General features: G+C 59.6%; 12 protein-coding genes. 8 read left to right on the forward strand and 4 right to left on the reverse strand.

The window, feature by feature from the left end:
• Position 1: 1 nt before the first annotated feature.
• Genes RS75_RS00090 through RS75_RS00105 form a run of 4 tightly spaced genes read right to left on the reverse strand, consistent with a single transcriptional unit; the run spans position 2 to position 4,456 of the window.
• A complete protein-coding gene (locus RS75_RS00090; RefSeq protein ID WP_045016165.1) occupies positions 2-1,597 on the reverse strand; it encodes a 5-oxoprolinase subunit B/C family protein in 1,596 nt (531 codons plus the stop codon).
• A 7-nt stretch (positions 1,598-1,604) separates the two neighbouring features.
• Positions 1,605-2,414, reverse strand: coding sequence for a putative hydro-lyase (locus RS75_RS00095; protein ID WP_045016166.1), 810 nt, complete (start codon positions 2,412-2,414; stop codon positions 1,605-1,607).
• Between the two features lie 12 nt (positions 2,415-2,426).
• Positions 2,427-3,194, reverse strand: coding sequence for a LamB/YcsF family protein (locus RS75_RS00100; protein ID WP_045016168.1), 768 nt, complete (start codon positions 3,192-3,194; stop codon positions 2,427-2,429).
• A 20-nt stretch (positions 3,195-3,214) separates the two neighbouring features.
• Positions 3,215-4,456 carry an NRAMP family divalent metal transporter gene (locus RS75_RS00105; RefSeq protein ID WP_045016170.1) on the reverse strand — a complete coding sequence of 414 codons (1,242 nt, stop codon included), beginning with the start codon at positions 4,454-4,456 and terminating at the stop codon, positions 3,215-3,217.
• 262 nt (positions 4,457-4,718) lie between these two features.
• On the opposite strand from RS75_RS00105, the gene RS75_RS00110 reads away from it, so the two are divergent.
• The 8 genes from RS75_RS00110 (at position 4,719) to nirD (ending at position 13,679) form a co-directional block, all read left to right on the forward strand.
• The gene (locus tag RS75_RS00110; protein ID WP_045016173.1) at positions 4,719-5,372 is read left to right on the forward strand and encodes a GntR family transcriptional regulator; all 654 of its coding nucleotides are present in this window, start codon (positions 4,719-4,721) and stop codon (positions 5,370-5,372) included.
• A gap of 103 nt (positions 5,373-5,475) precedes the next feature.
• Positions 5,476-6,063 carry an ANTAR domain-containing response regulator gene (locus tag RS75_RS00115; RefSeq protein ID WP_045016659.1) on the forward strand — a complete coding sequence of 196 codons (588 nt, stop codon included), beginning with the start codon at positions 5,476-5,478 and terminating at the stop codon, positions 6,061-6,063.
• A 36-nt stretch (positions 6,064-6,099) separates the two neighbouring features.
• Complete coding sequence (locus RS75_RS00120) at positions 6,100-7,395, forward strand: CmpA/NrtA family ABC transporter substrate-binding protein (RefSeq protein ID WP_045016176.1); 1,296 nt, start codon at positions 6,100-6,102, stop codon at positions 7,393-7,395.
• Between the two features lie 377 nt (positions 7,396-7,772).
• Positions 7,773-9,065, forward strand: coding sequence for a CmpA/NrtA family ABC transporter substrate-binding protein (locus RS75_RS00125; protein ID WP_045016177.1), 1,293 nt, complete (start codon positions 7,773-7,775; stop codon positions 9,063-9,065).
• A 115-nt stretch (positions 9,066-9,180) separates the two neighbouring features.
• Positions 9,181-10,074 (forward strand): nitrate ABC transporter permease, encoded by an 894-nt coding sequence (gene ntrB / locus RS75_RS00130; protein ID WP_045016179.1) that lies wholly within the window; start codon positions 9,181-9,183, stop codon positions 10,072-10,074.
• A 13-nt stretch (positions 10,075-10,087) separates the two neighbouring features.
• Entirely contained in the window at positions 10,088-10,885 is a 798-nt protein-coding gene (locus tag RS75_RS00135; protein ID WP_045016181.1) for an ABC transporter ATP-binding protein, read from the forward strand.
• 5 nt (positions 10,886-10,890) lie between these two features.
• Positions 10,891-13,338: a nitrite reductase large subunit NirB gene (nirB, locus tag RS75_RS00140; RefSeq protein WP_045016183.1), complete on the forward strand. Its 2,448-nt coding sequence runs from the start codon at positions 10,891-10,893 to the stop codon at positions 13,336-13,338.
• 5 nt (positions 13,339-13,343) lie between these two features.
• Entirely contained in the window at positions 13,344-13,679 is a 336-nt protein-coding gene (gene nirD / locus RS75_RS00145) for a nitrite reductase small subunit NirD (protein WP_045016186.1), read from the forward strand.
• Positions 13,680-13,750 lie beyond the last annotated feature (71 nt).

A 13,750-nucleotide genomic window follows, 5' to 3' on the forward strand; every position in this document is an offset into this window, starting at 1 on the left:
ATTATTTGCTCTTGGCCGCGATTTCGGCGAAGGGGCCGATCGGGCGGAACTTGATTTTGGCGTTGACGGGGATTTGCCCGGCAAGATCGAGATGATATTCCGCAACCGCGCCGACGACGGGATAGCCGCCGGTCAGCGGATGGTCGGCAAGGAAGAGCACGGGCTGGCCGCTATGGGGAATCTGGATCGCTCCCGTCGCCGTGCCTTCGCTCGGCAATTCGGCACTGTCCCTGCGCTCCATCGGTACCTCGCCGGAAAGGCGGATGCCAACGCGGTTCGATTGCGGCGTGACCTGCCAGAGCTGGCCGGTCAATGTGTCGAGACCTTTCTGCGTGAACCAGTCGGTGCGCGGCCCGAGAACGACGTCGAGTGTTACGACATCGCCGGTCGCCGGCGGATCGAAGGCCGGAACCTCGTTGATTGACACGCTGGAGAGGTTGTTCTTTTCCCCCTTCAGCAGCAGGATCGTGCCTGCGGTCACGCTTTCGGGGCCGACCACGGCGAGCGTATCCGTCGCAAAGCTGCCCAGCACGGGCGCGACGTCGAACCCACCGCGCACGGCAAGATAACAGCGCATGCCCTTTGGCGGCTGGCCGAAGGTGACCACATCGCCGGGCTCGAGAGAGACGGGAATATGCGTCTGTACCGTGAAACTGCGATCCGCCGTTCTGATGGTGACGGGGCAGGGTGCACCGGCAATGCCAATGACCGCGCGGCTTGTGCTTTTGAAGGAAAAACCGCCGAGCGTCAGTTCGAGACAGGGCGTGTTGACGGGATTGCCGACGATGCGGTTGGCGGCGTTAAATGCGCCACGATCCAGCGCGCCGGAGGCGGATACGCCCTGTCCGGTCTGGCCGAAGCGGCCGAGATCCTGAAAAATGGCGGGCATGGGTGCGGCGAGCACCTCGAAATGCGGGCCTTCTTTCGTTGTCTCTGGCCGGGAGGTGCGCGGTGCCGAGGCAGGGACATCAACCGTTCTTCCGGCCTTGTCCATATCGAAGAAACGCACGCGATAACCCGGCTGGAAAAGCGCGCCAGGGTCGCGGTCGATATCCCACATCTTTTCCGGTGTGGTGCCGATGATCTGCCAGCCGCCGGGGCTGTTTTGCGGATAGACGCCACTGAAAGCGCCGGCCAGCGCCACCGAACCGGCCGGAATGCGGGTGCGCGGGCTTTGCCTGCGTGGCACATGAAGGGCCGGATCGCCGCCGACCAGATAACCGAAACCGGGGGCGAAACCGCAAAAGGCCACGGTGAATTCGCTTTCGGTGTGGCGGCGGATGACCTCATCGACGCTCATGCCGGTCAGTTCGGCAACGTCGGCCAGATCCTCGCCATTATAGTGGACGGGGATTTCCACCAGATTGTCCGAAGGTGCGATTTTTGCCGAGAGGTCGCGGCTGGAAAGCCGGGCGACCAACGTCTCCGCGCTGATTTTTTCGGGGCGGAAACGGATCATCAGGGTACGTGCAGCCGGAACCGTCTCTTCGACGCCTTCGACCGGATCGTTCTGAAGCGAGGCGAAGAGCGCCAGCGTTTCGTCAAGATCGGCAAGTTCGACAAGAATGGTGGTGAGGCTGACAGGGAGAAAACGCATCATGTCCTCACGCGTGATAGGCGGAATCGGGAATGTCGGTGATGAACATGTGCCCGGGCGCATGGGTGATCGCAAACGGCACACCGGACGCCATCACGGCGGCCTGAGGCGTCACGCCGCAGGCCCAGAAAACCGGAACCTCGCCCGGTTCGATCCGAACCGCATCACCGAAATCCGGTTTAGCGAGATCCGATATGCCGATCTCTTCCGGCGCTCCGACGTGCACGGGCGCGCCGTGAACAGCCGGGAAACGCCCGGAAATAGTCGCGGCGTCTGCCACGCGCGAAGCCGGGATCGGCCGCATGGAAACGACCATGTTGCCCTTAAAGCGTCCGGCCGGCCGGCAGGGCCGGTTGGTAAGGTACATCGGAACGTTGCTCTTGTCGGTCATGTGGCGGATTTCGATGCCCGCCTCGACCATCGGCGTTTCGAAGGTAAAACTGCAACCGATCAGGAATGCAACGAGATCGTCACGCTCTGCCCAGGCGGCGGTCGCATCAGCGGTTTCTTCTGCAAGCTTGCCGTCTCGCCAGATACGATAGAGCGGCAGATCGGTCCTGAGATCGGCGCCGGGTGCTAGAAGTGTGGTAGGCGAGCCGGGATCGGAGACATCGAGCACCGGGCAGGGTTTTGGATTGCGCTGCGCATAAAGCAGGAAATCGAAGGCCCAGTCGCGCGGAAGCACGATCATATTGGCCTGCGTGAAGCCGGGAGCGATACCGGAGGTGGGCGCAATAAGACCATCGCGATAGGTGGCGCGGGCTTTTCGCGCGGCTTCCGCGTCGGTGTGGCTGAGAAAGGACGTCGGTAGGGTCATTGGTCGCTCCTTTTAGAGAATGGATGCAAAAGAGCGGATATCGATGCCTTCGGCCTCGAAACGGCGGCGGATTTCCTGGGCGATGGCGACCGCGCCGGGGCTGTCGCCATGTACGCAGATGGACTGCGCCTCGATTTTTATAACGCTGCCGTCGATGGCTTCCAGCGTGCCTTCGCGGGCGAGCCGCACCATCCGACCGGCGATCTTTGTGGCGTCATGCAGAACGGCACCGGCTTCGCGGCGCGAAACAAGCTGTCCTTCAGGTGTATAGGCCCGATCGGCGAAAGCTTCGGCGACGACGGCAAGGCCCGCCTTGCGGGCGAGATCGAGAATGGGCGCATTGGCAAGACCCATAAGCACCAGTGAGGAATCGACAGCCTTGATGCCGTCGATCACTGCCTGTCCCTGTTTCGCGTCGTTGGCGATGCGGTTGTAAAGTGCGCCATGCGGCTTCACGTAGCGCACCGTGGTTCCGGCAGCTGCGGCAACGCCTTTCAGCGCGCCGATCTGGTAGATGACATCGGCGATCAGTTCTTCCGAGGTGACGTCCAGATCGCGGCGGCCGAAGCCGACGCGGTCTGGATAGGAGACATGGGCGCCGACGACCACGCCTTTTTCGGCGGCGGCCTTGACGGTGCGGTAGATGCCGGCCGGGTCACCCGCGTGAAATCCGCAGGCGATGTTGGCGCTGGAAACGATGGCGAGCATCGCCTCATCATCGCCCATGCTCCAGGCACCGTAACTTTCGCCAAGATCGCTGTTGAGATCGATAGCGGCCATGTTTGCCTCCCTTTGGTTTTTTACAGGCCAAGCAGGCCGAAGATGGTACCGGCGGACTTGTAGCCCATGTACCATGTCAATGCGCAGGTCAGAACGCCGAGCACCAGCAGTATGCGCGGATAACGATAACCACCCATCAGGTCTTCGCGTTTCCAGGCGGCGAACAGGAAGATGCTGAGGCCGATCGGGAGAATAAGTCCGTTCAGGCCGCCGACGAAGATGAGCATGGCGGCCGGCGGCGTCGTGATCAGCAGGTAGCAGACGAGCGAGATGGCGATGAAAATCACCGTTGCCATGTTGCGGGCGCGTTCGCTCATGTCCTGCTTGAAGACGGGCATGAACGAAACGGAGGTATAGGCCGCTCCGATGACGCTGGTGATGGCCGCCGCCCAGAAGATGATGCCGAAGAGCCGGAAGCCGAGATCGCCTGCGGCTGCACGGAAGGCCTGTGCAGCGGGATTGGCAGTCTGGCCTGAGGTATCGATTATGACGCCGCTGGCGACGACGCCGAGAATGGCGAGGAAAAGCACGTAGCGCATGATGCCGGTGACGGCGATGCCTGTCAGAGCGGCGCGATTGACGGCGGGCAGGTTCTCGATGCCGACCATTCCCCGATCCAGCAGACGGTGTGCGCCGGAATAGGTGATATAACCGCCAACGGTGCCGCCGACGATTGTGGTGATGGTTGCGAAATTGATCGTATCCGGCAGGAATGTCTGACGGAAAGCGTCGCCCACGGGCGGTGCGGAAACGAACGCCACATAAAGCGTCAGCACGATCATCAGGATGCCGGCGAAAATGATGAACCGGTCAACAGCAAGGCCCGCGCGTTTTGAAACGAAGATGGCAATGGCAAATATCGCGCTGATCGCACCGCCGATTTTCGGGTCCAGCCCAAAAATAGCGTTCAGGCCAAGGCCGGTGCCGCCGATATTGCCGATATTGAAGAACAGACCGCCAATAATGACGAGAACGGCGAGCAGATAACCGGCGCCGGGAATGGCTGCGTTCGCAATATCCGACGCCCGCATGCGCGTCAGTGTGACGATGCGCCAGATGTTGAGCTGGACGACGAAGTCGATGAGGATGGAGGCGAGAATGCCGAAAGCGAAGGCTGCGCCAAGCTGTGTGGTAAATGTCGCCGTTTGCGTGATGAAGCCGGGACCGATGGCTGATGTCGCCATCAGGAATATCGCCCCCATCAGGGACGCGCGTTTTGACGTATTGGTGTCGGCAGCCGGGATGAGCTTTTTCTGCTCCATGGATTTTCTCCGCTCCTGTCGCAATCCGCCCCTCGCGGATGCTCTAGGCGTCGATCTTGTCCTGTTCCGTGAAATTGTCAATATTGTTGAACAATAAATGATAATCGTTCTTTTATATTGTCTATTTGTTGGACGTTATGGCCATGATTTAATCACGTTTTTTTCGTGCTTTGCTAAAGCTTTGTGCTATGGGCAATCATGCCGTGTCCGAACATGCCTGTCACGGAATTCCCGATGCTGCATTGCTCTTAAGGAAAGCGCTATGACGGAAACGATAGAGGGTCTGCCGCTTGCGGATCGATTGGCGAAGGGTATTCGCACCCTGTTGATTTCCGGCGAACTGATGCCGGGGCAGCGCCTTTCGGAAGCGGCCTTCAGCGAACGTTTCGACGTCTCCCGTAATTCGCTGCGCGAAGCTTTTCGCCTTCTGACCAAGGACGGTTTGCTGCGCCACGAGGCCAATCGCGGCGTTTTTGTCGCCGTTCCCACCATGGCTTCGGTGATCGATATTTATCGGGTGCGGCGCATGGTGGAATGCGGCGCGCTGCGTCAGGCCTGGCACAAACATTCGTCCATCCGGATAATGCGCGCGGCGGTCGATGACGCCAAGATAAAGCGCGAAGACGCGGACTGGCTGGGTGTCGGCAGCGCCAACATGAAGTTCCACGCAGCCGTGGTCGATCTTCTCGACAGCGCCCGTCTCAGCGATTTTTACGAACGCATCGCCGCCGAGCTCAGGCTTTGCTTTGGCCTCTTGAAAGACCCGGAACAGCTCCATTCCCCCTTCGTCGACATGAACAGCAAGATCCTGTCGCTGATGGAAGAGGGCAAGGGGGCCGAGGCCGGCGACGAGATGGAAATCTATCTCAATCTCTCCGAGCGAACGGTTTTGAAAGCGCTTGAACGCGCATCCTGAGATGTCCGATGCAGCCGGGGTGAAAACGCTTCTTCGGCGCCTGCCTCATTTTTGTATCGGCACCTGATTGCCAAGTTTGTTGCGGTGCGTCATCAATGCCTGCATGACGCTTCGCGACCTCACCATCCTCGTTATAGACGAAAACGCGATCCGCGCCTCGATCATCGAGGAGGGGCTGCGCGAGGCCGGATATCATCGCGTCACGGTTATCCATGAGGTGCACGGTGTGGCGCGCACCATCGAGACGCTGCAGCCGGATGTCATTTTCATCGATCTTGAAAATCCCAACCGCGACATGATGGAGCATCTGTTCCAGCTGACACGCACGGTCGGCCGGCCGATCGCCATGTTCGTCGATCGCTCCGACACGGCCTCCATCGAGGCGGCAGTCGAGGCGGGGGTTTCCGCCTATGTGGTCGACGGGCTGAAGAAAGAGCGGGTCAAGCCCATTCTCGATATGGCAGTCAGCCGCTTCAACGCTTTCAGCCGCCTGCGCCAGGAACTTGCCGAAGCGAAATCGGCGCTCGGGGAGCGCAAGGTCATCGAGCGCGCCAAGGGCATTCTGATGAAGATGCGCGGCCTTTCCGAAGAGGAGGCCTTTGCGCTTTTGCGGCAAACGGCAATGAACGAGAAAAAGAAAATATCCGAGATCGCGCAAAGCGTGGTCACCGCGGCCGGTCTGTTGATGTGACGAACCCGCCGGCGGGACAGTCGAGGAGTGTATGATATGGCGGCACAGGAAAAAACGGCCGGGCCAAAAGAGGGGATGAAGCAAGCTGCGGGCGCGCCGGCAATCGTGGGCAGCGACCGGCAGAAAATCCTGCGTGCGGGTTTTATTCCGCTTGTCGATGCGTCCGTGTTGATCGCGGCGGCCGAATTCGGTTTCGCCGAACGCGAAGGCCTGTCGCTCGATCTCGTTAAGGATGTGTCCTGGGCGAATGCGCGCGACCGGCTGGCGTTTCGGCAATTCGACATTGCCCACATGCTGTCGCCAATGCCCGTCGCCTCCATGCTTGGGCTCGGCTCCAATCCCTCGCCGACGATTACACCATTTTCTCTCGGGCGCGGCGGCAATGCGATCACGCTTTCGACCCGGCTTTTTGCCCGGATGAAGGCGCTGACGGGACTTTCCGAAACGGCGGGAGCGCTCGAAAATGCCAAAGCTCTGAAGCGGGTGCTGGATGACATGCGGGCGCGGGGCGAAGCCGCGCCGACGCTCGGTATGACCTATCCGTTTTCGTCGCATAATTACGAATTTCGTTATTGGCTCGCGGCCGGCGGCATTCATCCCGACCATGACGTCAAGCTGGTGGTCGTGCCGCCGCCATTGACATCGGATGCGCTGGCGGCGGGCGCTATCGACGGTTTCTGCGTCGGCGCGCCATGGAACATCGTTGCCGCCGAGCGCGGTGTCGGCAGGATCGTTGCCGCCAAGCAGGATTTGTGGCCTTCCGCACCCGAAAAAGTCATCGGCATGCGGCCGGAATGGGCCGAAAACCAGCAGGAGACGGTCGGCCGGCTTCTGACGGCGCTCGATGCCGCCGCGCGCTGGTGTGACCTTGCGGAAAATCACGATGACCTCAGCAGGGCGCTTGCCGATGCCCGTTATATCGGCGCGCCGGAAAGCATCATCCGCCACGTGCTTGCCGGTGAATTCAGCATTGACAGCCAGGGCAACCGGCGTGTCATCGACAAATATTTCCTCTTCCACGGTGGCCATGCCAATTATCCGCGCCAGAGCCAGGCATTGTGGATTTACAGCCAGATGATCCGCTGGGGGCAAACGGAATTTTCGCAGGCGGGTGTGGAAGCCGCCTTGTCCGCTTACCGGCCGGATATTTATCGGGCGGCGCTGGGCGACACCAATGCGCCTGATGATGCCGATATTCGTATCGAAGGGCAGGATGTCGGCGATCGTTTCGTTGATGGTTTCGTTTTCGATCCCGCTGATATTGCGGGCTATGTGGACGGCTTTACCGTGCGCACATCCGCACCGTTTCCCCCGGCCTCCGGAGAGACGTGAGCGCCGCCAACTTTGCTGACTGCGTAAATTTCAATCGGGAAATCTCTCCATTTGCACAAATGGAAGACAAAAAGGCGAGCGATTAAAATTTAATCACTCCTCGGAATGTCGACAATAATCTTTTATTTTCAATGGTATAAAATAAAAATCATAAACTGGCACGCCTCTTGCTTCTCCCTTATTGCACCGGTCAACGACGATCGGGGCGAGCAGGGCGCGGTATAGGCGCTTTCAAAGACATAGACGTCGCAAGGTTTTGCTGCCCGGAACATCTCCCGTTCCGCACGCGCAAACACCGAGCGGCGTTTTTTTATTTTCCGGTTTTTTCGCAAGCGAAAGCGTCACCGCAAAGGTGGCCCAATAAGGGGAACATGCGAATGAAAAAGATATTCTCGGGCGATGTCAGCCGCCGCACGATACTGAAGACGACAGCCACCGCAGCCCTTGTTACCGCCGTGCGCACCGCCTTTCCGTCAGGCGCTTTCGCCGCCACTGCCGAACCGGAGGTAAAAGGTGCTAAAATCGGCTTTATCGCGCTGACTGACGCCGCGCCACTCATCATCGCGGCTGAAAAGGGGCTGTTCGCCAAACATGGCATGCCGGATGTCGAAGTGCTCAAGCAGGCTTCCTGGGGCGCGACGCGCGACAATCTCGTGCTTGGCGGCGCATCCAACGGCATTGACGGCGCGCATATTCTGACCCCGATGCCCTATCTCATGCATACCGGCAAAGTGACCCAGAACAACGTGCCGGTACCGATGGCGCTCATCGCCCGCCTCAATCTCGACAGTCAGGGCATTTCCGTCGCCAAGGAATATGCCGACACCGGCGTTCAGCTGGACGCGTCCAGGCTGAAGGCGGCTTTCGAGAAAAAGAAGGCCGAAGGCAAGGAAATCAAGGCCGCCATGACATTCCCCGGCGGCACGCACGATCTGTGGATCCGCTACTGGCTGGCTGCCGGCGGCATCGATCCGGACAAGGACGTCTCTACCATCGTCGTTCCGCCGCCGCAGATGGTTGCCAACATGAAGGTCGGCAACATGGACGTTTTCTGTGTGGGCGAACCGTGGAACGAACAGCTCGTCAATCAGGGCATAGGCTTTACCGCCTGTACCACCGGAGAACTCTGGAAGGGTCATCCCGAAAAGGCGCTCGGCATGCGAGCCGACTGGGTGGAAAAGAACCCAAATGCCACCAAGGCTTTGCTGATGGCCGTGATGGAGGCTCAACAATGGTGCGACGAGATGGCGAACAAGGAGGAGATGTCCACCATCCTCGGCAAGCGCCAATGGTTCAACGTGCCGCCCAAGGATGTTCTCGGCCGCCTCAAGGGCAATATCAACTACGGCAATGGCCGCGTTTTGGAAAATACCGGCCTGCAGATGAAGTTCTGGCAGGACCACGCCTCATATCCCTTCCACAGCCATGACAGCTGGTTCATCACGGAAAACATCCGCTGGGGCAAATTCGCACCCGATACCGACGTGAAGGCGTTAGTTGCGAAGGTCAATCGTGAGGATATCTGGCGCGAGGCCGCCAGGGATCTCGGCGTTTCCGACATTCCCGCCTCCACATCGCGCGGCAAGGAAACCTTCTTCGACGGAAAGGTTTTCGACCCCGAAAATCCATCCGCCTATCTCGAAAGTCTTTCCATCAAAGCGGCCTCCTGAGGAGGAGACACGGGTGTCGCCCCTCATCCTGAAGCTCCGGCCTTTGAGCGGCTGCGACTGAAGACCGGATGAGGGGCGAGACCCTGACCGCAACTGAAATCAAGAGGAAATGCCCATGTCCGCATTGGCCCGAAAATTCAAGGAAGAGCCACAGCAACCGGCGGCCCAGAAGGCAAACGTCGTGGCTCTGTCGCCCAAACATTCGCCACAGATCGATCTGCGTAAATGGGCGGCGGCTGCGGCCCGCAACATCATACCGCCGTTTATCGTCCTTGCCGTGTTGCTCGGTGTCTGGCAGGTTCTCTGTTCCGCCCCCGGCTCATCGCTGCCGCCGCCGAGCCAGGTCTTCGAGGAAAGCTACGACCTCATCGTTTCGCCGTTTTTCCATAACGGCTCGCAGGATATCGGTCTTGGCTGGCGCGTGCTGGTTTCGCTGGAACGGGTGGCTTACGGTTTCGGCCTTGCGGCTATCGCCGGTATCATCCTCGGCGCAGTGATCGGCCAGTCGATCTGGGCGATGCGTGGCCTCGACCCTATCTTTCAGGTTCTGCGTACCGTGCCGCCGCTTGCCTGGCTGCCGCTTTCGCTCGCCGCTTTTCAGGACAGCAACCCGTCGGCCATTTTCGTGATCTTCATCACATCCATCTGGCCGGTCATCATCAATACGGCAGTCGGCGTGCGCAACATTCCGCAGGATTACCGCAACGTTGCAAAGGTGCTGCGGCTGAACCAGCTCGAATTTTTCTTCAAGATCATGCTGCCTTCCGCCGCGCCCTACATCTTCACCGGCCTTCGCATTGGTGTCGGCCTCTCGTGGCTCGCCATCGTGGCCGCTGAAATGCTGACGGGCGGTGTCGGCATCGGCTTCTTCATCTGGGATGCGTGGAACTCCTCGCGACTGCCCGACATCATCGTGGCGCTGGCCTACATCGGCGTCGTCGGTTTCATGCTCGACAAGCTGGTGGCGGCGCTTGGCAAGGTTATCACTCGCGGCGCTGCGGCAAATTGAGAGGGCCAAAATTATGAACGCTTATTTGAAGCTCGATCATATCGACAAATATTTCGACAAGGGCGGCTCACGCGCCGAGGTGCTGAAAGGCATCAACCTCACCATCGAAAAAGGCGAATTCGTCTCTGTCATCGGCCATTCCGGCTGCGGCAAGTCCACCATGCTCAACCTCATCGCCGGGTTGACGAAAGTGTCAGCCGGTGCAGTGCTTCTCGAAAATCGTGAGGTCAACGAGCCGGGGCCTGAACGCGCTGTCGTGTTCCAGAACCACAGCCTGCTGCCCTGGCTTTCGGTCTATGAAAACGTCAACCTCGCTGTGGAAAAGGTGTTTCGCAGCACCAAGACGCGGACTGAGCGGCACGACTGGGTCATGCGCAATCTCGATCTCGTGCAGATGGCCCATGCCAAGGACAAGAAACCGTCTGAAATTTCCGGTGGCATGAAACAGCGCGTCGGCATTGCCCGTGCGCTCGCCATGGAACCGAAAATCCTGCTGCTGGACGAGCCTTTCGGCGCGCTGGACGCGCTGACGCGTGCTCACCTTCAGGACGCGGTGATGGAAATCCACGCCCGGCTCGGCAACACCATGGTTATGATCACCCACGATGTGGACGAGGCGGTGCTGCTGTCCGATCGCATCGTGATGATGACCAACGGTCCCGCCGCCCATATCGGCGAAGTGCTTGACGTGCCGTTGGCACGCCCGCGCAATCGCATCGAGCTTGCCTCGGACAAGACCTATCTCAAATGCCGCGAAGCCGTGCTGAAGTTCCTTTACGAACGTCACCGCTTCGTCGAAGCTGCGGAGTAACGACCATGACGCAAAAACTCGTCATCATCGGCAATGGCATGGCGCCGGGGCGCATGCTGGAAAACCTGTTCGAAACTGCCCCCGGTCTTTACGACGTCACGATCTTCAACGCCGAGCCACGCGTCAATTACGACCGCATCATGCTCTCGCCCGTGCTCTCAGGCGAAAAGAGCTATGAAGACATCGTCATCCACAATGACGAATGGTATGCGGCTAACAACGTGACCCTGCACAAGGGCGCGAAGGTCACCGGCATCGACCGTGACAACAAGACCGTGACAAGCGAAAACGGCATTACGGTCTCTTACGACAGGCTGGTGATCGCTACTGGCTCCCTGCCCTTCATCATCCCCGTTCCCGGCCATCAATTGCCGGGCGTGCTCGCCTATCGCGATCTCGACGACGTGACGAAGATGCTGGAAATCGCTAGGGGCAAGGGCCGCGCCATCGTCATCGGTGCCGGTCTTCTCGGGCTGGAAGCGGCTTATGGCCTGAAGCGTCAGGGCATGGACGTCACCGTCATCCACCTGATGCCGACAATCATGGAGCGCCAGCTCGACCCGGCAGCGGCCTATCTTCTGGAAAAGGCGCTCAGTGAGCGCGGCATCGACATCATCACCAAGGCCAATACCAAACGCATTCTCGGCGAAGAGAAGGTCGAAGGCATCGAGCTGGAAGACGGCCGGATCATTGAGGGCGACATGGTGGTCATGGCGGTCGGCATCCGCCCCGCTTCCGGTCTCGCCAAGGAAGCCGGTATTGCCGTCAATCGCGGCATCGTAGTGGATGATGGCATGATGACGTCGGACGCTTCGATCTATGCACTCGGCGAATGCGCCGAACATCGCGGCATGTGCTACGGGCTGGTCGCGCCGCTTTATGAATCGGCACGGGTGCTGGCTGACCGGCTTTGCGGCGGCTCGGCCGAATATCACGGTTCCGTCACCAACACCAAGCTGAAGGTGACGGGCATCAATCTGTTCTCCGCCGGCGATTTCGCCGAAGGCGACGACCGTGAGGAAATCGTGCTGCGCGATGCCACCGCCGGTGTCTACAAGCGCCTGATCCTCAAAGAAAACCGCATCATCGGTGCGGTTCTCTACGGCGAGACGGCGGATGGGTCATGGTTCTTCGACCTCATGAAGAAATCGGCCGATATTTCCGCCATGCGCGAAACCCTGATTTTCGGCCAGGCCTATCAGGGAGGGTCTCCGCTGGACCCTATGGCGGCCGTTGCAGCCTTGCCGGATGATGCGGAAATCTGCGGCTGCAACGGCGTCTGCAAGGGCAAGATCACGTCGGTGATCAGCTCCAAAGGCCTGACCTCACTGGACGACGTGCGGGCCCACACGAAAGCTTCCGCCTCCTGCGGCAATTGCACCGGCCTCGTCGAGCAATTGATGACGCTGACGCTGGGCGACAGCTACAATCCCGCTGCCGTGCAGCCCATGTGCAAATGTACCGATCTTGGTCATGACGATGTGCGCCGTCTCATCAAGGCCAAGGGCCTGAAGACCATTCCCGCCGTGATGCAGGAACTGGAGTGGAAAACCTCCTGCGGATGCGCCAAATGCCGCCCCGCGCTCAATTATTATCTCGTCTGCGACTTTCCGGACGAATATGCCGACGATTATCAATCGCGCTATATCAATGAGCGCGTCCACGCCAATATCCAGAAGGACGGCACCTATTCCGTCGTCCCGCGCATGTGGGGCGGCGTTACGTCCTCCTCCGAACTCAGGGCGATTGCGGATGTGGTCGACAAGTTCGAAATCCCGATGGTGAAGGTGACCGGCGGCCAGCGCATCGATCTTCTCGGCATCGAGAAGGAGGATTTGCCGGCGGTCTGGGCCGATCTCGGCAAGGCCGGTTTCATTTCCGGTCAGGCCTATGCCAAGGGGCTGCGCACCGTGAAGACCTGCGTTGGCGAACAATGGTGCCGTTTCGGCACGCAGGATTCCACCGGGTTTGGCATCCGCATCGAAAAATTCATGTGGGGCTCCTGGACACCCGCCAAGCTGAAGCTTGCCGTTTCCGGCTGTCCGCGCAACTGCGCGGAGGCCACCTGCAAGGATATCGGCGTCATCTGCGTCGATTCCGGTTTTGAAATCCATTTTGCCGGTGCCGCCGGTCTCGATATCAAGGGCACGGAAGTGCTCGGTCTCGTCAAAACCGAGGATGAGGCACTCGAGCATATCGTGGCGCTGACCCAGATGTACCGTGAACAGGCGCGCTACCTCGAGCGCATCTACAAATGGGCAAAGCGCATCGGTTACGACGAGGTTCGCCGCCAGATCATGGACGATACTGACAAGCGCAAAGCCTATTTCGACCGCTTCGTCTTCAGTCAGAAATTCGCCCAGGTCGATCCCTGGTCGGAGCGTGTGTCGGGTCACGACAAGCACGAATTCAAGCCCATGGCGGCAATCGGTTTCAACCAGGCAGCGGAGTGAAGAGGATGGACAGCAACTGGATCGATATCGGCAACGTTTCTGAGATTCCTCTGCGGGGCGCACGGTGCGTAAAAACGCCTGTCGGTAAGATCGCGGTTTTCCGCACGGCGGAAAATCAGGTTTTTGCCATCGAGGACCATTGCCCGCACAAGGGTGGGCCGCTGAGCCAAGGCATCGTGCACGGCGCGTCCGTAACATGCCCGCTGCACAACTGGGTCATTTCGCTGGAAACCGGCAAGGCGCTGGGGGCGGATGAGGGCGAGGTGAGGACTATCCCTGTCCGCAATCTGGATGGACGGCTCTCGATTGCGCTTGAAACCCTGATGATTGCAGCGGAGTGAATTTTGATGGTGGCGATAGCGAAGATACCCCCCTCTGTCCTGTCGGACATCTCCCCCTCAAGGGGGGAGAT

Source organism: Rhizobium nepotum 39/7 (assembly GCF_000949865.1).
GTDB lineage: Bacteria > Pseudomonadota > Alphaproteobacteria > Rhizobiales > Rhizobiaceae > Agrobacterium > Agrobacterium nepotum.

Excerpts from the sequence above, each read along its gene's own strand:
- RS75_RS00090 (WP_045016165.1), bottom strand. The coding sequence starts at position 1,597 with ATGCGTTTTCTCCCTGTCAGCCTCACCACCATTCTTGTCGAACTTGCC.
- RS75_RS00095 (WP_045016166.1), bottom strand. The coding sequence starts at position 2,414 with ATGACCCTACCGACGTCCTTTCTCAGCCACACCGACGCGGAAGCCGCG.
- RS75_RS00100 (WP_045016168.1), bottom strand. The coding sequence starts at position 3,194 with ATGGCCGCTATCGATCTCAACAGCGATCTTGGCGAAAGTTACGGTGCC.
- RS75_RS00105 (WP_045016170.1), bottom strand. The coding sequence starts at position 4,456 with ATGGAGCAGAAAAAGCTCATCCCGGCTGCCGACACCAATACGTCAAAA.
- RS75_RS00110 (WP_045016173.1), top strand. The coding sequence starts at position 4,719 with ATGACGGAAACGATAGAGGGTCTGCCGCTTGCGGATCGATTGGCGAAG.
- RS75_RS00115 (WP_045016659.1), top strand. The coding sequence starts at position 5,476 with ATGACGCTTCGCGACCTCACCATCCTCGTTATAGACGAAAACGCGATC.
- RS75_RS00120 (WP_045016176.1), top strand. The coding sequence starts at position 6,100 with ATGGCGGCACAGGAAAAAACGGCCGGGCCAAAAGAGGGGATGAAGCAA.
- RS75_RS00125 (WP_045016177.1), top strand. The coding sequence starts at position 7,773 with ATGAAAAAGATATTCTCGGGCGATGTCAGCCGCCGCACGATACTGAAG.
- ntrB (WP_045016179.1), top strand. The coding sequence starts at position 9,181 with ATGTCCGCATTGGCCCGAAAATTCAAGGAAGAGCCACAGCAACCGGCG.
- RS75_RS00135 (WP_045016181.1), top strand. The coding sequence starts at position 10,088 with ATGAACGCTTATTTGAAGCTCGATCATATCGACAAATATTTCGACAAG.
- nirB (WP_045016183.1), top strand. The coding sequence starts at position 10,891 with ATGACGCAAAAACTCGTCATCATCGGCAATGGCATGGCGCCGGGGCGC.
- nirD (WP_045016186.1), top strand. The coding sequence starts at position 13,344 with ATGGACAGCAACTGGATCGATATCGGCAACGTTTCTGAGATTCCTCTG.